At 68.1% G+C, this 19,159-nt stretch carries 21 protein-coding genes; 12 read left to right on the top strand and 9 right to left on the bottom strand.

The genetic code is table 11. The features are described 5' to 3' along the window. The first annotated feature begins 19 nt into the window (after positions 1–19). From ACXC9Q_RS38670 to ACXC9Q_RS38635, 8 genes are all read left to right on the top strand, one after another. Positions 20–868, top strand: a complete 849-nt coding sequence (locus ACXC9Q_RS38670; protein WP_457061742.1) for a DUF11 domain-containing protein — start codon at positions 20–22, stop codon at positions 866–868. A 182-nt stretch (positions 869–1,050) separates the two neighbouring features. Beyond that, positions 1,051–2,670, top strand: coding sequence for a sugar ABC transporter substrate-binding protein (locus tag ACXC9Q_RS38665; RefSeq protein ID WP_457061741.1), 1,620 nt, complete (start codon positions 1,051–1,053; stop codon positions 2,668–2,670). 3 nt (positions 2,671–2,673) lie between these two features. Continuing rightward, the gene (locus tag ACXC9Q_RS38660; protein ID WP_328524014.1) at positions 2,674–3,633 is read left to right on the top strand and encodes an ABC transporter permease; all 960 of its coding nucleotides are present in this window, start codon (positions 2,674–2,676) and stop codon (positions 3,631–3,633) included. After that, on the top strand, positions 3,630–4,505 hold the full coding sequence (locus ACXC9Q_RS38655) for a carbohydrate ABC transporter permease (protein WP_328524013.1): 876 nt from the start codon (positions 3,630–3,632) through the stop codon (positions 4,503–4,505). The genes ACXC9Q_RS38660 and ACXC9Q_RS38655 overlap by 4 nt, the downstream gene beginning before the upstream one ends. A gap of 29 nt (positions 4,506–4,534) precedes the next feature. Further along, on the top strand, positions 4,535–5,539 hold the full coding sequence (locus tag ACXC9Q_RS38650) for a LacI family DNA-binding transcriptional regulator (protein WP_457061740.1): 1,005 nt from the start codon (positions 4,535–4,537) through the stop codon (positions 5,537–5,539). 35 nt (positions 5,540–5,574) lie between these two features. After that, a complete protein-coding gene (locus ACXC9Q_RS38645) occupies positions 5,575–6,285 on the top strand; it encodes a phosphotransferase (protein WP_457061739.1) in 711 nt (236 codons plus the stop codon). Between the two features lie 4 nt (positions 6,286–6,289). After that, positions 6,290–6,829 (top strand): MOSC domain-containing protein, encoded by a 540-nt coding sequence (locus ACXC9Q_RS38640; RefSeq protein ID WP_457061738.1) that lies wholly within the window; start codon positions 6,290–6,292, stop codon positions 6,827–6,829. A gap of 222 nt (positions 6,830–7,051) precedes the next feature. Further along, positions 7,052–7,555, top strand: coding sequence for a sortase domain-containing protein (locus ACXC9Q_RS38635; protein ID WP_457061737.1), 504 nt, complete (start codon positions 7,052–7,054; stop codon positions 7,553–7,555). On the opposite strand, the gene ACXC9Q_RS38630 is transcribed toward ACXC9Q_RS38635, so the two are convergent. The 6 genes from ACXC9Q_RS38630 to ACXC9Q_RS38605 all read right to left on the bottom strand — a co-directional run bounded on the left by ACXC9Q_RS38630 (position 7,539) and on the right by ACXC9Q_RS38605 (position 13,033). After that, positions 7,539–9,479, bottom strand: a complete 1,941-nt coding sequence (locus ACXC9Q_RS38630; RefSeq protein WP_457061735.1) for a hypothetical protein — start codon at positions 9,477–9,479, stop codon at positions 7,539–7,541. The genes ACXC9Q_RS38635 and ACXC9Q_RS38630 overlap by 17 nt on opposite strands. Positions 9,480–9,628: 149 nt before the next feature. Continuing rightward, positions 9,629–9,952 (bottom strand): hypothetical protein, encoded by a 324-nt coding sequence (locus ACXC9Q_RS38625; protein WP_457061734.1) that lies wholly within the window; start codon positions 9,950–9,952, stop codon positions 9,629–9,631. 284 nt (positions 9,953–10,236) lie between these two features. Further along, the gene (locus ACXC9Q_RS38620) at positions 10,237–10,659 is read right to left on the bottom strand and encodes a hypothetical protein (RefSeq protein ID WP_457061733.1); all 423 of its coding nucleotides are present in this window, start codon (positions 10,657–10,659) and stop codon (positions 10,237–10,239) included. Positions 10,660–10,701: 42 nt separating this feature from the next. Then, entirely contained in the window at positions 10,702–11,439 is a 738-nt protein-coding gene (locus ACXC9Q_RS38615) for an SAM-dependent methyltransferase (RefSeq protein WP_457061731.1), read from the bottom strand. A 76-nt stretch (positions 11,440–11,515) separates the two neighbouring features. Then, positions 11,516–12,241 carry a hypothetical protein gene (locus tag ACXC9Q_RS38610; protein WP_457061730.1) on the bottom strand — a complete coding sequence of 242 codons (726 nt, stop codon included), beginning with the start codon at positions 12,239–12,241 and terminating at the stop codon, positions 11,516–11,518. 24 nt (positions 12,242–12,265) lie between these two features. Continuing rightward, on the bottom strand, positions 12,266–13,033 hold the full coding sequence (locus ACXC9Q_RS38605) for an SDR family NAD(P)-dependent oxidoreductase (protein WP_405071157.1): 768 nt from the start codon (positions 13,031–13,033) through the stop codon (positions 12,266–12,268). A gap of 200 nt (positions 13,034–13,233) precedes the next feature. Between ACXC9Q_RS38605 and ACXC9Q_RS38600 the strand changes: the two genes are divergently transcribed. From ACXC9Q_RS38600 to ACXC9Q_RS38590, 3 genes are read left to right on the top strand one after another with little or no spacing between them, the layout of a single operon-like run. Beyond that, entirely contained in the window at positions 13,234–14,424 is a 1,191-nt protein-coding gene (locus tag ACXC9Q_RS38600; protein WP_457061728.1) for a neutral zinc metallopeptidase, read from the top strand. 23 nt (positions 14,425–14,447) lie between these two features. Then, complete coding sequence (locus ACXC9Q_RS38595; protein ID WP_457061727.1) at positions 14,448–15,770, top strand: neutral zinc metallopeptidase; 1,323 nt, start codon at positions 14,448–14,450, stop codon at positions 15,768–15,770. Beyond that, positions 15,770–16,690, top strand: a complete 921-nt coding sequence (locus tag ACXC9Q_RS38590; RefSeq protein ID WP_457061726.1) for a neutral zinc metallopeptidase — start codon at positions 15,770–15,772, stop codon at positions 16,688–16,690. Before ACXC9Q_RS38595 ends, ACXC9Q_RS38590 begins: the two co-directional genes overlap by 1 nt. On the opposite strand, the gene ACXC9Q_RS38585 is transcribed toward ACXC9Q_RS38590, so the two are convergent. Together ACXC9Q_RS38585 and ACXC9Q_RS38580 are read right to left on the bottom strand one after the other, a co-directional pair. Continuing rightward, a complete protein-coding gene (locus ACXC9Q_RS38585) occupies positions 16,683–16,835 on the bottom strand; it encodes a hypothetical protein (RefSeq protein ID WP_457061724.1) in 153 nt (50 codons plus the stop codon). The two genes, ACXC9Q_RS38590 and ACXC9Q_RS38585, sit on opposite strands and share 8 nt — an antisense overlap. Positions 16,836–17,075: 240 nt before the next feature. Further along, entirely contained in the window at positions 17,076–17,531 is a 456-nt protein-coding gene (locus ACXC9Q_RS38580) for a GNAT family N-acetyltransferase (RefSeq protein ID WP_405071163.1), read from the bottom strand. 235 nt (positions 17,532–17,766) lie between these two features. Here ACXC9Q_RS38580 and ACXC9Q_RS38575 point away from each other — a divergent pair, with 235 nt between their 5' ends. Then, complete coding sequence (locus ACXC9Q_RS38575; RefSeq protein WP_457061722.1) at positions 17,767–18,564, top strand: mechanosensitive ion channel family protein; 798 nt, start codon at positions 17,767–17,769, stop codon at positions 18,562–18,564. Positions 18,565–18,624: 60 nt separating this feature from the next. On the opposite strand, the gene ACXC9Q_RS38570 is transcribed toward ACXC9Q_RS38575, so the two are convergent. Then, entirely contained in the window at positions 18,625–19,152 is a 528-nt protein-coding gene (locus ACXC9Q_RS38570) for a hypothetical protein (protein ID WP_457061720.1), read from the bottom strand. Positions 19,153–19,159: the final 7 nt, after the last annotated feature.

The following is a 19,159-nucleotide window of genomic DNA, read 5'->3' as shown; positions in this document are numbered from 1 at the left end:
GGGCTTTACTGTGCATGCTTTGAGGACGTTTCGTGCTGCGCTGGTAACGGCGCTGGTGGGGGCCGGTCTGGTGACCGGCACCCAGATGGCGGTGGCCGCGCCACCGTCGAGTGAGATCTCGGTCAGTACAACCTCGGTCGCGCCGGGGCAGACCTTCACGATCACACAGACGCTGAACAACGACCGCGACTTCGACATCATCGGGGCGAAGGCGGGGCTGTACGCCAAGGAGCCGGCGTTGCTGCCCAGCCTGATCGACATCGTGTCCTGCCCGGAGGCCTACGCCTGCGACGTCCTGGGCAGCAGCATCCGGGGCGGCTTCCACGAGGTGAAGGCCGGCGAGTCCGTGACGCTGAACTGGACGTTCCGGGTGAAGGACGACGCTCCGGCCGGGACCATCCAGCTGCAGCACCAGTTCATCGGGGAGAATTACGCGTTCGAGATCATCGACGGACCGTCGCTGACGATCGAGCCGGCCCACCAGGACGCCGATGTCGCGGTGTCGCTGAGCGCATCGGTGAAGACGCTCGTCGTCTCGCGGATCACCTACACGGTCACGATCAAGAACAACGGGCCGGCCGATGCGACCGGCATCCGGGTGGTCGGGACCTTCCCGTCCCCGCTGGTGTACGTCGGGACGACGTGCGCCCGGGTCGGGACGACCAGGTCGGTCAACTGTGACATCGCGTCCCTGGCCAGTGGTGCCAGCGTCACCCGGACGTTCACGGCCGACGCCAGACTGCTCACGGTCGGCCGGCTGATCGCCACGGCTCAGCTGTCGGCGAGCTCGCCGAACGACCCGGCCGCGGGCAACAACCGCGACAGTCACACCTGCACGGCGCTGACCAGCCTGCTGGTGCGTTGCTGACGACGTACTGAGGTAGTAACCGGCCGGCGGCCGCGGGTTCTCGGACCCGCGGCCGTCGGCGTTTTGGCGTAGCCGACAAAAGTTCGTGCTTCCGCCTTGCATCGAAGGGCGAGTCCGGTTTACGGTCCCGGTTAACGTTTAAGTGAGTGTTACTGAGCACTTGTTCATGACTTGGAGCAGCTATGATCAGTCGTCGGCGATTCCTGCAGGTAACCGGGGCCGCCGTGGTTGCCGGGCCCACGCTCGCTGCCTGCGGTGACGGCGGTACGGCGAACGGCGGTGCGAAGGCGTCCAGCGAGCTGAAGCTCCCGACGTACAAGCCCTTCGAAGGGCTGCGGCCCGATCTGCCGGGCGCGGAGTCGGGGCTCGAGCCGGGGTTCCTGAAGTTCCCCGCGGACGCGATCTCGAGCGTGAAGACGCCGCCGCTGAAGAACGCGGTGACCGCGCTCACCGAGACGTTCGCGACGCCCCCGCCGCCGATGGGCAGCAACCGGATGTGGCAGTCGCTGAACCAGGCGCTCGGCGCCGAGTTGCGGCTCACCATCGGGACAGACCCGGGCTACCCGGAGAAGTTCGCCACGCTGCTGGCCAGCGACTCACTGCCGGACCTGATGTGGCTGCCGCCGAACCAGGGCATCCCGAACATCGGCCCGATGCTCGAGGCGAAGTTCCAGGACCTGACCAAGTATCTGTCCGGCGACGCCGTCCTGGAGTACCCGAACCTGGCCGCGCTGAAGCCGGCCTCGTGGCGGACCGCCGTGGTGAACGGGAAGATCTGGGGCGCGCCGATCCCGTCGACGCCGTTCGGTCAGGTGATGATGGGCAACCCGCGGACCTGGGAGAAGGTCGGCGGCCTGCAGTGCTCCAGCGCCGACGAGTTCTTTGCCAAGTGCAAGGAACTGACGAACGGCACCAACTACGCGCTCGAGCCGGCCATCATCAACATGCTGCACATGTTCGGCGAGTGGTTCGGCGCCCCGAACACCTGGCGGGTGAACTCCGACCGCTCGCTGACCCACCTGTACGAGACCGACAACTACCGGGCCGCGGTCGAGTACGCCGTCAAGCTGTGGGCCGCCAAGGTGTTCTACCCGGACCTCAACCTGGCCGACGCCACCCCGAAGACCGTGAACGGCCAGATCGCCGCGCAGGTCACGGTAGGCCCGCGGGCGACGTCGGACTTCCGCGCGCTGGACCCGACGCTGTTCGTCGACACGATGATCCCGTTCGGCCATGACGGCAAGGCGAAGCCGGTCTACGACATGGGCTACGGCACGGTCGGGTTCACGCCGTTCAAGAAGACCGACGAGGGCCGGATCCGCGAACTGCTCGCGCTGATGGACTACCTGTCCGCGCCGTTCGGCACCAAGGAGTACCTGCAGAAGAACTTCGGCGTCGAGGGCCAGCAGTACCAGCTGGACGCGCAGCAGAACCCGGTGCTCACCAAGGCCGGCACCCAGCAGGCGCCCGGTCTGGTCAGCGCGCTGCAGATCATGAACGCACCGGAGAGCGTCATCTTCAACCCGGCATACCCGGACGACACCAAGAAGATCTACGCGACCGAGCAGAAGCTGCTCGAGCACGCGATGCGCAACCCGACCGCCGGCACGTACTCCGACACGTCGAGCAAGCTCGGCCCGAAGCTGACCGCGGCGTTCCGCGACACGATCGTCGACATCGTCACCGGCCGGCAGAAGATCGACGCGTACGACGCGGCCCTCAAGCGCTGGAAGTCCGGTGGCGGCGACAAGATGCGCGACGAGTTCGCCGCCGTCCTGCCCGCCAGCGTGCCGGTGTCCTGATCGATGCTGAAGCGAGCTGCCTCGACCAGGCCGGTCAAGGCCGGTCTGCCCTTCGCGGCGAAGTGGCGCCGGGACTGGCAGATGGTGCTGCTGATGATCCCGGGTGTCGTGTTCCTGCTGGTGTTCTTCTACCTGCCGGTGCTGGGCAACGTGGTTGCGTTCCAGGACTTCCAGCCGTACCTCGGCATCATGCACAGCGAGTGGAACGGGTTGCAGAACTTCGTCAACCTGTACGGCAACCCGGACTTCTGGGACGCGTTGCGGAACACGCTGCTGCTGGCCGCCGTACAACTGCTGCTGTTCTTCCCAGTGCCGATCGGGCTGGCGCTGATCGTCGATTCGCTGGTCAGCAACCGGTTCCGGCGGTGGTTCCAGACGATCGCCTACCTGCCGCACTTCCTGTCGTGGGTGCTGGTCGTCACGCTGTTCCAGCAGTCGCTCGGCGGAGCCGGGTTCGTCAACAATCTGCTGCGGAACGCGGGCCTGAACCCGATCCCGTTCATGACGAACCCGGACACCTTCCCGCTGCTGGTCGTCGCACAGCTGGTCTGGAAGGACGCCGGCTGGGCGATGATCATCTTCCTCGCCGCGCTGACCACCGTGGACGTCTCGCTGTACGAGGCAGCCGCGGCGGACGGCGCCGGCCGCTGGCGGCGGCTGTGGCACATCACGCTGCCGTCGCTGCGCACCGTCATCGTGCTGCTGTTGATCCTGCGGATCGGCGACATCCTGAGCGTCGGGTTCGAGCAGTTCATCCTGCAGCGTGACTCGGTCGGCCCCGGTGCGGCCGAAGTACTGGACACCTTCACGTACTACGCGGGTGTCGTCGGCGGCGACTGGAGCAGTGGAGCCGCGGCCGGGTTGGCCAAGGGCGTGGTCGGGGCGTTGCTGTTGTGGGGTGCGAACTCGCTCGCGCACCGGCTCGGTGAACCAGGGATCTTCCAGAAGCGTGGTGACTCGTGAGACCAGTGTGGAAAGAGAAGCCGGCGCCGTTCTACCAGTCGATCAAGGGCGTCGTACTCGGCGGATTCGCACTGGTGATCGTGATCCCGATCCTGGTGGTGATCTCGACGTCGCTGGCCAGTGACAAGGACATCATCGACGCGGGCGGCTATGTGTTGTGGCCGTCGCATCCGACGCTGAAGGCGTACCAGACGCTGTTCAGCGGCGGGTTGATGGGCCGGGCGATCTTGGTCAGCGTCTTCGTGACGCTCGTCGGTACGGCGATCGCACTGGCGGTCACGATCGCGTTGGCCTACGCGACCTCGCGGCCGGTGCTGTTCGGCCGGCCGGTGCTGCTGATGGTGTTGTTCACGTTGCTGTTCGCGCCGGGGATCATCCCGATGTTCCTGGTGGTGAAGCAACTCGGGCTGCTCGACAGCCTGTGGTCGCTGATCCTGCCGGGCGCGTTGGGCGCGTTCAACTTCGTTGTCCTGCGCACCTTCTTCATGAACGTGCCCGGTGAGTTGCTGGAGAGCGCGCGGATCGACGGCGCGAGCGACTTCACCATCCTGCGGCGGATCGTGATGCCGTTGTCGAAGGCGGTGATCGCGGTCGTCGGGCTGTTCTACGCGGTCGGGTTCTGGAACGCCTTCTTCAACGCGCTGCTCTACCTGAACGACACGTCGAAGTGGCCGGTGCAGGTGATCCTGCGGACCTATGTCCTGCAAGGCAAGTCGCTCTCGGCGGATCAGCTCGGTGTGGAGCCGCTGCCGCAGCCGCAGTCGCTGCAGATGGCCGTGGTGGTGGTCGCGCTGGTCCCGATCGCGATGGTTTACCCGTTCCTGCAGCGACACTTCACCAAGGGCGTCATCACGGGAGCCGTCAAGGGCTGATGCCGTCTGCGAGAATCGACGGTATGTCGATGGGGCACACACAGGACCGGCCGACTCTCCGGATGGTCGCGAAGGAAGCGGGCGTTTCGGTCGCGACCGTGTCCTACGTGCTGTCCGGGCGGCACCGCAGTCACACCATCAAGGACTCGACCGCGGAGCGGGTCCGCGAGGCGGCGTCGCGGCTCGGGTACCGCCGCAACGACGCGGCCCGCGCGATCCGGACCGGCAAGTCCGACCTGGTCCTGCTGTCACTGAGCGTGCTGGCCGACCCCTGGTCGCAGGCGGTCGCGGAGACCGTCAGCGCGGCGGTCAGCCCGCTCGGCAAGACCGCGCTGATCGTGGCGGACGGCGACTGGCGGACAGTGCTGTCGAACCGGACGCCCGACGTGATCTTCATCGACAGCGTCAGTACGGATCCGGCGCAGATCGCGGAACTGGAGGCGTTCGCGGCCCAGGGTGTTCAGATCGTCGCCTTCAGCGAGACACTCGAGCCGCGCGGGTTCGACGTGATCCGGTCCGGCGCCGAGCCGCGCTGTCACCTTGCTGTGGAGCACTTGCTAGAGCACCACGACCGGGTCGGCGCGCTCACGTCGCGGACGTCCGGATCCGCTCGGTTCGACGCGTATCTGAACACGCTCCGGGCAGCCGGCAAGCCGATCCGCAATGACGACATCGAGGTCTTCGAACCGCACCCGGAGGGCGCCTACCGGGCCGCGATGGCGTTGCTGAGCAGGCCCGATCCCCCGACGGCGCTCTACTGTACGACGGACTTCGCCGCGATCGCCGCCGTCCGGGCAGCCCATCGACTGCGGATCGACGTACCCCGGGATCTGGCCGTGGTCGGCGTCGGGAACACGCCCGAGGGTGAGCATCTGGATCCGTCGCTGTCGACGGTCGGCCCGGTCGGCTTCAACGAGGCGCTGACCCGAATCATCGTCGGCCGTCTCACCGACCGCGAAGGCGCCCCCGGCGAAACCTTCGACTTTCCCTGGCAACTCATCGTCCGCGACTCCTCCAGGGTCGACCTCGCTTGATCGGCTGGGAGCCGGTGACGGTGGGGGAGTCCGCCATGTCGGTGTACCGGCGCGGCGACGTCTTCGCGAAGTGCTGCGGGGTGGCCGATGTGGCCGAGTTGCGGGCTGAGCGTGACCGGGCGGAGTGGCTCGCCGGTACGGGTCTGCCCGGTGCGACGGTGGTGGATTGGGTCGAGTCGGCGGATGGCGCGCGCCTGATGACGACCGCGGTGCCTGGTGTTCCCGGCGATTCACTCCCGCCGGCGGCTCATCTGGCGGCTGCCGAGAGTCTCGGTCGCGTCCTGCGCGACCTGCATTCGCTCACCGACTGCCCGTTCGAGCGCACGCTGTCGTCGGTGATCGCGCTCGCGGAGGACGTCGTACGGCGGGACGCGGTGAACCCGGCTTTCCTCACCGACGAGTGGCGGTTACTCAAGCCGGCCGAGCTCCTGGCGCAAGTAGTTGCTGAGCGCCCCTATATCGAGTCGGTCGCGGAGCCGGTCGTGTGCCACGGCGACGCGTGCCTCCCGAACGTCTTCTTCGACCCGGTGACGCTGGACGTCACCGGCCTGATCGACCTCGGCCGCCTCGGCATCGCGGACCGCTACTCCGACCTGGCGCTCATCACCATCCAGCTGCACGACGAGTGGTCGGCCGATCCCGCGCCGTTCCTCGCGGCGTACGGACTTCCGGAGCCCGACGAGCGCCGTCTGTACTTCTACCGCCTCCTCGACCCGCTCACCTGGGGCTGTCCGCCGTACCGTTGATCGGGTGGGCATCCCGGTCGAGATCGTCGCGTTGATGGTCTCGCCTGTGCACGCCTTCGAGGGGCGGCCGCAGCACGGTCCGCAGCCGGATCCGGAGCCGGTGGGGCGGGCGGAGGTCGAGATCCGGGCGGAACTGGGGATCGTGGGGGATCGCTACTTCGCGCAGAAGGTGCACCGGAACGCGGCGGTCACCTTCCTGGACGCCGCGTCGCTGGACGAGCTGGCTCGCGACCTGGGACTGCCGGCAGCGCCTGATCCGTTGCTGATGCGGCGCAACATCGTGGTCCGCGGCTTCCCGATCGACACCCTCGCCGCCCAGCGGACGCCCGACGGCACGCGCGTCGACGGCCGCCGCTTCACCCTCGACTCCGGCGCGGGCACGATCACCTTCCAGGCCAACCGTCCCGCCAATCCGTGCGGCTGGATGGACGTTGTCCTCGCTCCCGGCGCGTTCCGGGCTCTCCGCGGCCACGGCGGCGTACGAACCACCCCGCTGACCTCCGGCACCCTCCGGCTCGGCCCCGCCGTGCTCACCGTCCTCTGAGGTTTTCGCGCGGCTTTCGGTCTGACGGCTTACCGTCGGAGGGTGAGGCTGGTGGTGGGGTTGCTCGTGGCGGCGGCCGGGCTGGTGGCGTGCAGTGATGTTGCGCCGGCCGGTGGGGCGTCGCCTAATCCCACGCCCACCCTCTCCTCCTCAATGCCGACCGCGGCGCCCAGCAGTCCCTCACCCAAGCCTTCGCCTACCTCCAAGCCCACGGCTTCAGGTGTGACGACCCTGACGATTCCGGCGATCGAGGTCCGCGGACTGCGGGTCGTTCCTTACGTGGGTACGGCGGATGACCGGCCTGGGACTGTGATCCAGAATCGCGGCGTCGCCGCCAGTCCGCGGGGCCCGAGGGGCGGCGTCGGCCCGGGCGACGTGGGGAACTTCATCATCACCGGGCATCGGACGAGTCACGGACGGCCGCTCGGCCGGGCGACCGAGCTGGTGAACGGGGACCACATCCTGATCACCGCGGGCCGGACCGTGTACGACTACGTGGTGAACCGGACGATGACGATCTCGTTCCGCAAGCCGGCCGAGCTGGCCCAGCAGAACGCCGCCGTGCCGGGCCGGCCGGGCGTCACGCCGACCCGGGCGATGATCACGATCTCCACCTGTGCCACGCCGGAGGATCACGCCGCGGGCAACTTCTGGCACGACGAACTCGGCAACCCCGAACACCGCATCAACAAGATCGGCACCCTCGTCGCTACCCATCCTCTGTGACCTGAACTCGGTGGGTGCCGGTGGGGTCGACGCGGAAGCTGAATCCGTGGGGTGTGGTCCATTCGAGGGTCTTGGGGTCGATGCGGTGGACGGTCCAGCCGTGGGCGTGGGTCTTGACCCGGTGGCCGAAGCGGCCGAGGGGTGCGAGGTTGGTCGTGCTGGTTTGGCCGGGTGGGCCGAGGGGGTCGTAGGGCTGGATGTGGTCCAGGTCCATGCCGCGGTGGGTTTCTTGGGTGCCGAACGGGAAGAGTTCGACCGGGAGGGTGAGTTTGACGCGTTCGCGGATCCGGTCGGGGATTTCGTAGGCGTCGACGCTGACGGCGTCGTTGAGGTCGATGACGGGTTTGACGGCATACGGGCCATAGCCGATGAGGTCGGCCAGTTGGTCGGCGAGCAGCGGGCCGATGGCTTCGGCGCGCAGCACGCCGGTCCCGGTGGCGAGGGTGTGGTCGGTGAGGTGGACGTAGATCTGGGTCTGACCCGGACGGACCCGTCCACTGGTGGGGTTGGTGTAGGCGGCGTGTTTGATCTTGGCCAGGCGGGCGTGCAGGGCGCGTTGGGCGGCGGCGTTCAGAGGTTCGCCGTCATCGGGGTCGAGGTGTAGGCCGGGGTCGGACGGGTCGAAGGGTTCGACCACCCTCTGGGGTGGTGCGTCGAGGGGGTCCGGCAGGTCGCTGACGCTCGGGTGGGGTGCGTCGCGGTCGGCCTCGTCCTCCGCGCCGGGTTCGCCCCAATCATTGGCTGGGTGGTCGAGCAGGTCCTCGTCATGCCATCCGGCACTGGATCCCACGCCAGGGTCCGCACCGTCTCTGCGCGCCGCGGCCGGCGCCGCGGGGTCTATGCGGCGGCCGGGGTGGTCAGGGTGGTCGGAGCGGGTATGGGCCGGGGCGGCGCTGTGGTTGGTGGCGTACGGAGCGGTGGTGGGCGAAGCGGTCGTCCCCGGAGCGGTGGTGCGCGAAGCGGTGGTCCCCGGAGCGGTAGTCCCCGGAGCGGTGGCTCGCGAAGCGTTAGTGCCCGGAGCGGTGCTCGGGACGGTGCTGCCCGGAGCGGTCGTGTCTGATGCGCCGGTGGCGTCCGGGGCCGTGTTGTCCTGAGCGGTGGTGGCCGGGGCGGCGCTGGTGGTATCTGGGGTCGTGGTGCTGAGGCGGTGGGTGCGGGCTTGGGTGAGGAGTTCTTGGGTGTAGCGGGGGTCGGCGATGATCCCGACGGCGTCGGCGCGGCGGTGTTGGACAGGGCGGGTGTCGCCGAAGGTCTTCAAGGCCTCGGCGATCGCGTCGAGGGTGGCCTTGTTGCGGATGACTGCGCCGGCGGCGGCTTTGATGTACATGGTCTTGGTGCCGTGCTCGTTGCTGCGCGCGACGAACACGCCCCGTTCGCGGGCCTGCTCGTCGGCCTCGGCCCGCGCCAGGTCGGCATCGGCGTGCATCTTCGCGGCCTGGACGATCTTGTTCAACCGGTACGGGGTGATCGAATCGATCAGTCGCGCGATGCGCTGGTCGACGTAGGCGGCGGCGTCCTGGGTCAGTTTCGCGCAGTCCGTGACGATCCGGCACGCCTTCCACGGGGTCGCCTCGCCGGCCTGGACCCTGGCCCAGGTGAACGGGAACCGGTGCCGCAACGCCAGCGCCTGACCGATGTAGTTCGCCGCGACCCGCGGGGAGATGCCGAGCATGACCGCGAACTCGGCGATCGCGAACTCCAGGATCTCCGGGCAGCCGTCGCCGCCGAGCACGACCGCGCGTTCGCGGCCGTCGCAGGCACGGCGGCCGGGCCGGCCGGGGTGGGCGGAGGGGTGGTAGCGGTCGGCGTAGATCTGGGCGTGCAGGAGGCGCCGCGCGTCGACCCGCCGGGCCTCGGCGTCGTGTTCGGCGGCCGAGGCCAGCAGGTCGGCCGTCGTCAGCGTCTCCAGATCTCCATCGAACATGTGTTCGATCTTACGCAACCTCGATGCACCCTCGCAAATCGACCAAGGCTCCGAAAGCCCTTATCCACAAGGGCAAACATCACATCGTGACGACTGCTGGATTGGGGTAAGCCGACCTGATGTTTCGCGGGGCGGCTGGCGGTTCTGGATCAGCTGTTTGCCGGCGATCGCGGCTGGGAGGAGAGCGCGGAGACCTGGAAGGCGAAGAATCCGCAGGAGCGCCCGTCGGGCCAGGCGCTCAGTCCGCGAACCCGGCAGGTACCAGCGCGCTGCTGAGCGGCCGACGCGTTGCTCTCCTCGACGACCGGCCGACGGCTCCGTTCGTACTCGGCCAGTCTGGCCTCGATCGACGGCGCGTTCGCCAGCTGGTCCGCGAGTACGCAGGCCCCGATCTCCAGCGACGCGCCCTGCCGGCGAGCAATGAGACCGCGTACCTCGCATCCCCGACCACAACCGCCCACCCGGAGCTCCACCAGGCATCACGATCTGCGCGACCCGTCCGGAGCTCCACCAGGGCATCACGATCCGCGCGACCCGTCCGGAGCAGATCTCATCCTCGTCCGGACACAGCGCCGGCGCCCCGGGGCTACCCAGCCGAGATCGGCCTACGACGCCTTGACCACAGCCCGTGAGTCCGCCGGCAGCGACGGATCCGCCGTATGGCGAACGACGCCACCACCCGTCCCGCAGCGAGTAGAAGCCGAACTGGCCGCCGATCGTGTAACCCCGACGATCCATCGGCAACGTCAGGCGAGTGCTACTTGCGGCCGAACTTCCACCACTTCGGCTTGTTCATCTTGATCTCGTCGTCGCTGAGCGGCGGCGGCACTGGCGGCCGGGACTCCTCGGTGAGGAAGTTGCCGGACTCGGTGTCGTACGGCGTGACGCCGAGCCGCCGGCTGATCTCCATCACGATCGGGATCGAGCGCGGGCCGTCGTTCAGGTAGAACGTGATGTCGCGGACCTCGACGCCCTTGCCGATGGTCATCTCGACGTCGTACTCCGGGCTCCGCAGCGCCAGCCAGGACGGTTTGCTCGTATCCACGTCCGGTACCAGCTCGCGGACCACGGCCATCACGTCGGTCGCCGTACCGACCGATGGTGGCTCGTAGTCGAACGGCATGTCGTCGAGGCGACGTATGCCTCCTGGCCCTCGCACCGCGTACACAGCCCAACTCATGCCCCCAGCATCCCTCACTGCGGGCCTACGGGCGACAGGCGGCTACGGTTTGCGCGCGGCGAGGAGGGCGAAGGTCAGGAACTCGCCCTGATCGGCCTCGAGCATGTCGAGTGCGCCGTCGCGCGTACCGCGGTGCTCCGAGACCGCCTGCGACCAGGCCACCCAGTCCGCCCACCCCGACTCCTGCAGCCGCGCCGCGGTGACCTCGACGAGCTCGGTGATCTCCCACTGGAACCGCCACCAGTCAGCCGTGTGCCAAGCCAGCGCCTCCCAGCCGACCAGCTTCTTGATGTGGCCGGGGATGTGGCCGAGCTCGCGGACCTCCTTCCGCAGCGCCGGCGTGGCCACGCCGAGCTGCCCGCCCGGCTTGAGGAACTGCGTGATGTAGGCGAGATAGCCGTCCGCGGTCCCGAAGTACTCGTAGGCGTCGATGCACACGATCGCGTCGAAGAACCCGTGCGCGAACGGCAGCGTGTGCGCCTCCGCCTTCACCGTCACCACCCCATCGACCCCCTGCGCCGCGATATGCCCGGCCGCCTCGGTCGGGTCGATCCACAGATCCGCGGCCCACACGTGTACGCCGTACTCGCGGGCGAGGAACACCGACGTCGTCCCCTTCCCCGACCCGAGGTCCAGCACCCGCATCCCCGGCCGCAACTCGAGGTCCCGCGCCAGGTCCTCCAACAACCACAGTGGATGCGGGCCCATGTCCCCGGCCAGCACCCACTCGGCGTCATACCCGTTGGACCGCGGATACCCGTCCCGCTTCAACTCCACCATTGCCACACCCTAGACCCAGCAAAACCGGATGGTCCTGGCATTTTCGCGCCATGATGGTTGCCTCCGGCATCTGTCGTCACCCGGGGACAACGCTGATGGGGATGCCGTCTGCTTGGAGGAGTACTCGGGCTCCCAGCGGCTTGGTGAGGGTGGCGGTGACCAGGCGTCCGACGGCGACTGCGGGTATGACCTCGACCCAGTCGTAGGGGGTGGACTGGATTTGGAGGAGAACCGCGGTGGGACTTTCAAGAACTGCGGAGACCTGCACGTCGGTATAGGCCGGCGGCGACCCGTGGACGATCAGTCTGATCGTTCGGCCGCCATCGGTCAGGACGGCGGGTGGAAGGCCGCGTAGTCCACCGCGATAGGACGAATCGAAAACGGCCGGCCACCAGGTGGTTGCCTCGACGGCCGGATCAAGTGCGAGCATCGAGCGGAATTCGGATCCTTTGAACTTCGGCTCCAGCGAGCGCCGGGTTGCGACGCCCTCGAGCTCAATGCGGTACGCCGGAAGCGGCCGGTGCCCGCGGTCCGTGCGGAACTCCGGATAGACCCGCCGGACCGATCGCACCCGGACAGGATCGAGGTGCCAGTGCGGCGCGGGGTCCGGCTGGAGCGCCTCCAGCAGGCCAGGCGGCAGTTCGACGTCCGACACGACCGCCGCATGGTGGAGGACGGACACCTTGTCCTCCACCATCGGGAGCGCGCCCGGCCCGATCGCATAACTCATCAACACGATCGGCCGCGGCTGACGGTCAACCGGGAAGTCGTCCCACAACGCCAGTGCCTCTGCCGGTTCCACACTCCAAGAGTCGCACCGCCGGCCTCAGTAGACCGAGTAGCCGCCGTCGACCAGGAGCACCGAGCCAGTCATGAAGGACGACGCGGGGCTGGCCAGATAGACGACGGACGGAGCGATTTCTTCGGGCGTGGCATAGCGCTGCTGGGGCGCGTCGAGGATCCAGTGCTGCTGGAACTCGGGCTCGTCGACCGGCGACATATCGGTCTTCACATAGCCAGGCGCCAACGCATTCACCCGGATCCCGTACGGCGCCCACTCGGCAGCGAGGCTGCGGGTCAGGTGATGCACGGCCGCCTTGGACGCGTTGTACGACGCCTGCCACTGCGGACGGTTCACGATCTGGGCGGACATGCTGCCGACGTTGACGATCGCCCCGCCGCCGGCGTCGATCATCCCGCGGGCCACCGCCGTACTGCAGTTCCACAGCGCGGTCAGGTTGAGGTCGAGGACCTGCTGCCACTCCTCCGGCGGTACGTCGAGCGACGGGCGATGGATCGCGATCCCGGCGTTGTTCACCAGGATGTCGATCCCGCCGAACTCGGTGGTGACGTCGGCGACGAGACGGCGTACGTCGTCCGGATCGGTGATGTCGGCCTGGAGCGCGAGACCACGCCGGCCGCGCGCCTCGATCTCCGCGGCGACCGCCGCGTTCCGGTCGGTGTCGCGGGCGGCGATCGCGACGTCGGCACCGGCCTCGGCCAGCGCGAGGGCGAACGCGCGGCCGAGACCGCGGTTCCCGCCGGTGATCAGCGCCCGCTTGCCTGTGAGGGCAAAGGTTTCCAAGACGTTCATGCGCGGCTCCTGCGTGTGGTTACTGGGAGTAAATTCTCGGTCGGGCTGGGTAGCGGAACGATGTCAATAGCTGCAAAGCGGTATCCCGGATGCCGGTGGAGGGCTTAGCATCTTGCGTCGGTCCGGGACAGGGGGTGTCCCCGGCCAGGTTGACATGTGGGTGGGACCGGCGGAGTCCGGTACTGGGGAGAAGCGGGGACATGATGGCGGACAAGCCGGCGCCGAAGCCTGGCCATTTCTTGCCGGGCGGTGAGGGTGAGCAAGGGGCCGGCAGCACCGAATCCAAGCGGGCAGTGGCGGCGCCGTTGGCCGCGCCGATGCCGCGGTTGGGTGGCGAGGCGCCACCGACGCCTCCGCAGCTGTCCGGCTCGCGGATCGACTCGAAGCGCCTGTCCGGCACCCGCCTCGGTCCGCCGCCATCCGATGACCCGGCGGCCGCGGCGTACCGGGCCGTCTTTCACCCCGAGCCGATCCCGTTCGTCCCGAAGAAGCGGTCGAAGGCGCTGGTCGCCGCGGTCGTCGTCGTAGCGCTGCTGATCGTCGGGGGCGGGGTCGCGTTCGCCGCCAAGGTGCTCACGTCGTACGACGATTTCGTCGCCACCCCGATGGGTTCGCCGTCCGTCCGCCCGAGCGACGGGGCCACCACCGAACCGACGCGCAAGGTCACGCCGGACGCCGACGTGGTCACGAAGAACCCGCTCTACACGGCCGGCAAGTTGCCGGTGGTCAAGTGCCAGGAGCCCGCGTACCGGCCGACCTCCAAGGAGAACGTCCGGTCGTACTACCAGGCCCTGATCGCCTGCATGGACAAGGTGTGGGAGCCGATCGTCACCAAGGCCGGCTTCGAGTTCCGGTCGCCGCGGCTGATCGTCTTCGACGAAGGCCAGGAGACGGCGTGCGACGTACAGAAGGAGGTCTCGTCGTACTGTCCGGACGAGCAGGGCGGCAGCGTCACCATGCCGTGGCAGGACCTGATGGACCACTACCCGACGCACAAGGCGCTGGCCCGGGCCGACATGGCTCAGTCGCTCGGATTCGTGTACGGCGCGCACCTGCAGAACCTGACCGGTATTTTCGATGCCTCCGACAACCTCCGCGACACCGCGGCCAACCCGGCCGGGCAGTTGGAGCAGGACCGGCGGAGGGCCCTGCAGTCGAACTGCTTGTCGGCCGTCTTCTTCGGCGCGGCCAAGGCGAGCTTCCCGCTGCGCGGCGAGTTGCTGCGACAGTGGACCTCGCTGATCCAGCACGGCGGCGACGAACACACCAAGGAGAAGGTCCGTGACCACGGCTCCGCCAAGAGCGTCACCCTGTGGATGAACCGGGGCTTCGCCAGCACCGATCCCGCGACCTGCAACACTTTCGTGGCAGCACCCGCCCAGGTCAGCTGACGAGACGACGATGAGGACCACCGATGCCTGAGGAGAACGCGGACACCGGCGCGGGTACGGCGGGAGGCTCGCCCAAGCCGGGACACTTCCTGCCCGGTGGCGCCGGTGATGTGCTGACCGAGAGCGACCTGGCCGCGGCGCGCCCACTCGCCGCGAACCGCCAGCAGCCCCTCGGCCTCGGCAAAGCCCGCTCGATCTCCGCGCCCGACTCGACCCTCCGTCACAAGGCCCGCCCGCTCCCGACGGACCCCGACGCGACCGGCGACTACAGCGGCCCACCGGTGGCTCCGCTCGCGGGTGCTCCCTGGACCCCGTTGCAGGGCACCCGCCGTACCGGCGGCTCCCGCCCGGTCGGCTGGCACTCGAATCCGACCCGCGCGGCCGCCCAGTTCTCCGCCGAACCCCCGCCGGTCAAACCCCCGCGCCACTACTCGCGCGCCGTCATCGCCGGCCTCTCCGCCCTGGTCCTCATCATCCTCACCGGCGCCACCATCGCCGGCTTCAAACTCATCGACTCCTACGGCAACACCGTGGACAACCCCCTGTCCCAACCGTCGGTCAAGAAGTCGCAAGTCCCGATCCCGATCCCACCAGACCCCACCGTCACCGTCACCGCTCCCACGGTCCCGGATGCCGTTCGGGTGAAGCAGAACAAGCTCTACACCGTGGGCAAGGTCCCCTCGGTCAACTGCGCCGAGCCGAGCTACCCGCTCACCAGCCAGTCGAACATCCTCAAGTACTCACACGCCGTGGTGCTGTGCCTGGACAAGGCGTGGGGGCCACTGGTGAAGAAGGCGGGGTACCCGTTCCGGCCGGCCAAGACGCTGCTCATCAGCAAGCAGCAGCCGTCGGACTGCACGGGCGATGAACCGACCCGGGCCTTCTACTGCGGGTACGACGAGTCCGTCAACATCGACTGGAAGTGGTACTTCGACGCCCAGAAGCAGGATCGCCTGGGGGCGCGGACCGACCTGTTGGACACGTTGGCGCACGAGTACGGCCACCATGTGCAGGTGCTGACGAACATCGCGGTGTCGTCGGGGTCCCGTGAGGGCTGGATGAAATCGCAGGCTTCGAAGCTGGAGGAGAACCGGCGGTTCGAGTTGCAGGCGAGCTGCTTGGCGGCTGTCTTCCTGGGGGCCAACAAGACCTCGCTGGGGTTCACCGGGGCCAAGCTGGAGATGTGGGAGTGGCAGACCAAGCACTCCGGAGACGAGTACAACCCGAAGAAGGTCCGTGACCACGGTTCCCGCAAGAGCCAGTGGCTCTGGGCCGGCCCCGCCTTCAAGTCCGCCAACCCCGGCTCCTGCAACACCTTCGTGGCCCCCGCCGGCAAGGTGAGTTGATGTCCGGTACGGCGAAGCGCGCCGGGTTCGCCGTTGTCGCCGTACTGGCTGTGGTGGTGACTGCGGCGTGCGGGCAGTCCACCAGGCCTGTTGTGGCGGATGCTTCGCCGTCGGTCGTCTCTACGCCGACCCCGACGCCTTCGGTCACGCCGACCGCTTCGGTGTCGAGTCCTTCTGATCCGCGGACGATGGATCTGAGTGACGGGGTGCTGAAGAACAAGCTGTACCTGGCGGGGAAGGTGCCGGTGGTGCAGTGTGTGTTGCCGCGGCCGAACCTGACCACCAAGGCGGGGATGCTCGCGTACGCCCAGGTGTTCGTCACCTGCATGGACAAGGCCTGGGCGCCGGTGGTCGAGCGCTCCGACGCGTACCTCGTGCCGCCGAAGATCCTCGCCTACAGCCTGCACCACCTGTCCGCCACGCCCGAGTGTGCGAATCCCTTGGCGAACGTCGATGCGTTCTACCGCCAGGGCGGGCTGACCGGACAGATCTGCTTCGACTACGTCACCTTCCTCGGCGCGGACGACCCGGTCGAGAACCTGATCGACTTCGAGCAGTTGCTGGCGCACGAGTACGGACACCACGTCCAGCACTCGGTCGGCATCCTCACGCTGTACAACGAGCTCTACCGCGGCAGGACCCAAGCCGGCCAACTGGAAGTCCAACGGCGCAAGGAACTCCAGGCCAGCTGCCTGGGCGCCGCCTTCCTGGGCGCCAACAAAACGACGTTCCAACTCACTGGCCGCCGCCTGGCCATCTGGCAGAACATCGTCCGCCACGTAGGCGACGAGTACAACGACGCCCACATCCGAGACCACGGCAGCCGCAAAAGCCACGCCTACTGGACCCTCAAAGCCTTCACCGCCACCACCCCCGCCGCCTGCAACACCTTCACGGCACCTCCGAAGCGCGTCAGTTGATGCCCCAACCAGCCACACTCGTGCTGCTCGCCGTACTGGCCGCATCCGTCAGCACAGCCTGCGGACACCACACCACTCCCGCCGCCGCGAACCCACCACCCTCGTTCGTCACCACGCCGACCCCGACGCCAATCCCCTCGGGCACACCGAGACCCGCAGTCAGACCAACTCCCACGGCGGCCGTCCCCACGGACGACGACGGATTGGCGATGGAGACCGAGCAAGTACTGCGGCGGAACCAGCTGTACGGCGGCGGTCAGGCGGCGGCGGTGCGGTGCCCACGCTCCAGCGCCCGGCTGGCAACCAAGCAGGCGGTGATGCGCTACGCGTCGTCGATCGTCGGGGCCCGGAGCGTGCAACACCTGGGCGGCGCCGGCGAAGAAGGTCAGCTGAGCTTGAGTTTGAAGCCCTCGTGGGAGTTGGTGAAGCCCAGGCGGTCGTAGAAGCGGTGGGCGGCGGTGCGGGTTTTGTCGGAGGTCAGTTGGACCAGGGTGCAGCCGCGGGTGCGGGACTCTTCGATCGCCCACTCGATGAGCGTCGTACCGAGGCCGGAGCCGCGGGCCGGGGCGGCGACGCGGACAGCCTCGATCAGGCCGCGGGAGGAGCCGCGGCGGGACAGGCCGGGGATGATCGTGAGCTGGAGCGTGCCGACCAGTTCGTCGTTGCGTTCAGCAACTACCAGGACCTGGTTCGGGTCGCCGTCGATGAGTTCGAACGCGTGCAGGTACGGCGTCAGGTCGTCGACGGACTCGCGGACGGCGCCGAGCTGATCGTCGGCGATCATCGCGACGATCCCGGCGACGTCGGCGGCGGTGGCGCGGCGGATCACAACATCGGTCATGTCACCAGGATCTCAAGTGGCTGAAGCGGTTCAGCGGCCGGGGTAAGCACCGAAGCACCTCGACGGTAATTGCCTTATGCAAACACTTTTCGCTGAAATACGCGCCGGAGGCGACTGTTTGCTGTGCGCAACGAAGGGTACGAGTGATACTGGACAGCACTGCATCCGCCCGTGCCGGGGTCGTGTGCGGTGTTGCGCGGCAGCGGATGCGGGCCCAGTCCGGAAGGAAGATCCGATGTTCGCGTTAGCGATCGACTTCACCCAACCGTTCGAAGATGCCTTCAGCAAACTGCTGTCGTTCATCCCGAACCTGCTCGGCGGTCTCGTCATCCTGGTGGTCGGCTACTTCGTCGCCAAGGTGCTCGGGAAGCTCGTCGGCAAGCTGCTCGGCCGGGTCGGGTTCGACCAGTGGATGGAACGAGCCGGCGTGTCCGGCGTGCTGCGGCGGTCCGGCACGGGCCTGACCGCTTCGGCGATGCTGGGCAAGGTCGTGTTCTGGTTCGTGTTCCTGATCAGCTTCACGATGTTCGCCTCCGCGCTCGGCGTACCGGAGATCTCGAACTTCATGAGCGACATGCTCGGCTACATCCCGCGGATCTTCGCGGCGATCGTGATCATCTGCCTGGCCGCGCTGTTCGCGAACTTCCTGGCCGCGATCATCCGCGGTGCCACCGGCAACGAGACGCTGGCCAAGGTCGGGAAGTACGCGATCCTGGTGTACGCCGCCTTCGCCGCGCTGACCCAGCTCGGGATCGCCGTCCAGCTGACCGGCAACACGCTGCTGATCGTGCTCGCCGGCGCCGCGCTCGCCCTCGGCCTCGCTTTCGGCCTCGGGGGCCGGGAGATGGCGGGGCGTGCGCTCACCAACCTCTTCGACCGCGACACGATGATCAAGTCGTCCATCGGTTCGAACGGTGCGGCGGCCTACCCGCCGCAAGATGGTTATGCAGGCCAGCCGGGCTACGAGCAGCAGCACGCGACCCATGCCGCGCCTCAGAACGGCGGCTGGTCCAACGGCACAACTCCGACGTAACCGGAGCGGTTCTCCTCAGGCGGGCGGCAATCCCGATCGGGTTGCCGCCCGTTGGCCTGTCTACTCCTGGGCGTCCGGTCCGGCTCGGCGGACGTCTTCTACCTTGGTCATCGCCTCGCGGAGGTCGGCGAGCCAGGTTTCGCTGTGCTGGGCGACCAGCTTGACGCACCAGCCGAGGGCGTCGCTGCGGGAGCGGGCCACGCCGGCGTCGACGAGGGTGTCGAGGACCTTGCGTTCGGGCTGGCGCAGGCGGGTCATCACCGGCGCGGACAGGGACGTGAAGATCGTCGTGGTCTCACCGCAGTGGACGCCCCAGGCGACCTTGCGGCGGGTGGTGTGCTCGAGTTCGCGGGCGATCTCGATCCGGCGTTCCCGGGTGTCCTCGCGGTACTGCTTGATCCGGCCGTCCTCCGCGGCGGACCGCTCGGCCGCGCTCACGTCGTCGGCCTGCTCGGGCGCCGGGATCCGCCCGACGATCAGGATCTCGTCCCGATCGATGGTCAGCTCCGGCTCACCCTCGAACCACTCGTCCGGCAGCCGGCCGGTCAGCCAGCCGCGCACCTTTTCCTGCTCTGCGTTTGTACTCATGTAATCA

This window comes from Kribbella sp. CWNU-51 (genome assembly GCF_054073265.1).
The sequence above is the reverse complement of the archived record's forward strand: the minus strand, read 5'-3'. Positions and strand labels throughout refer to the sequence as shown.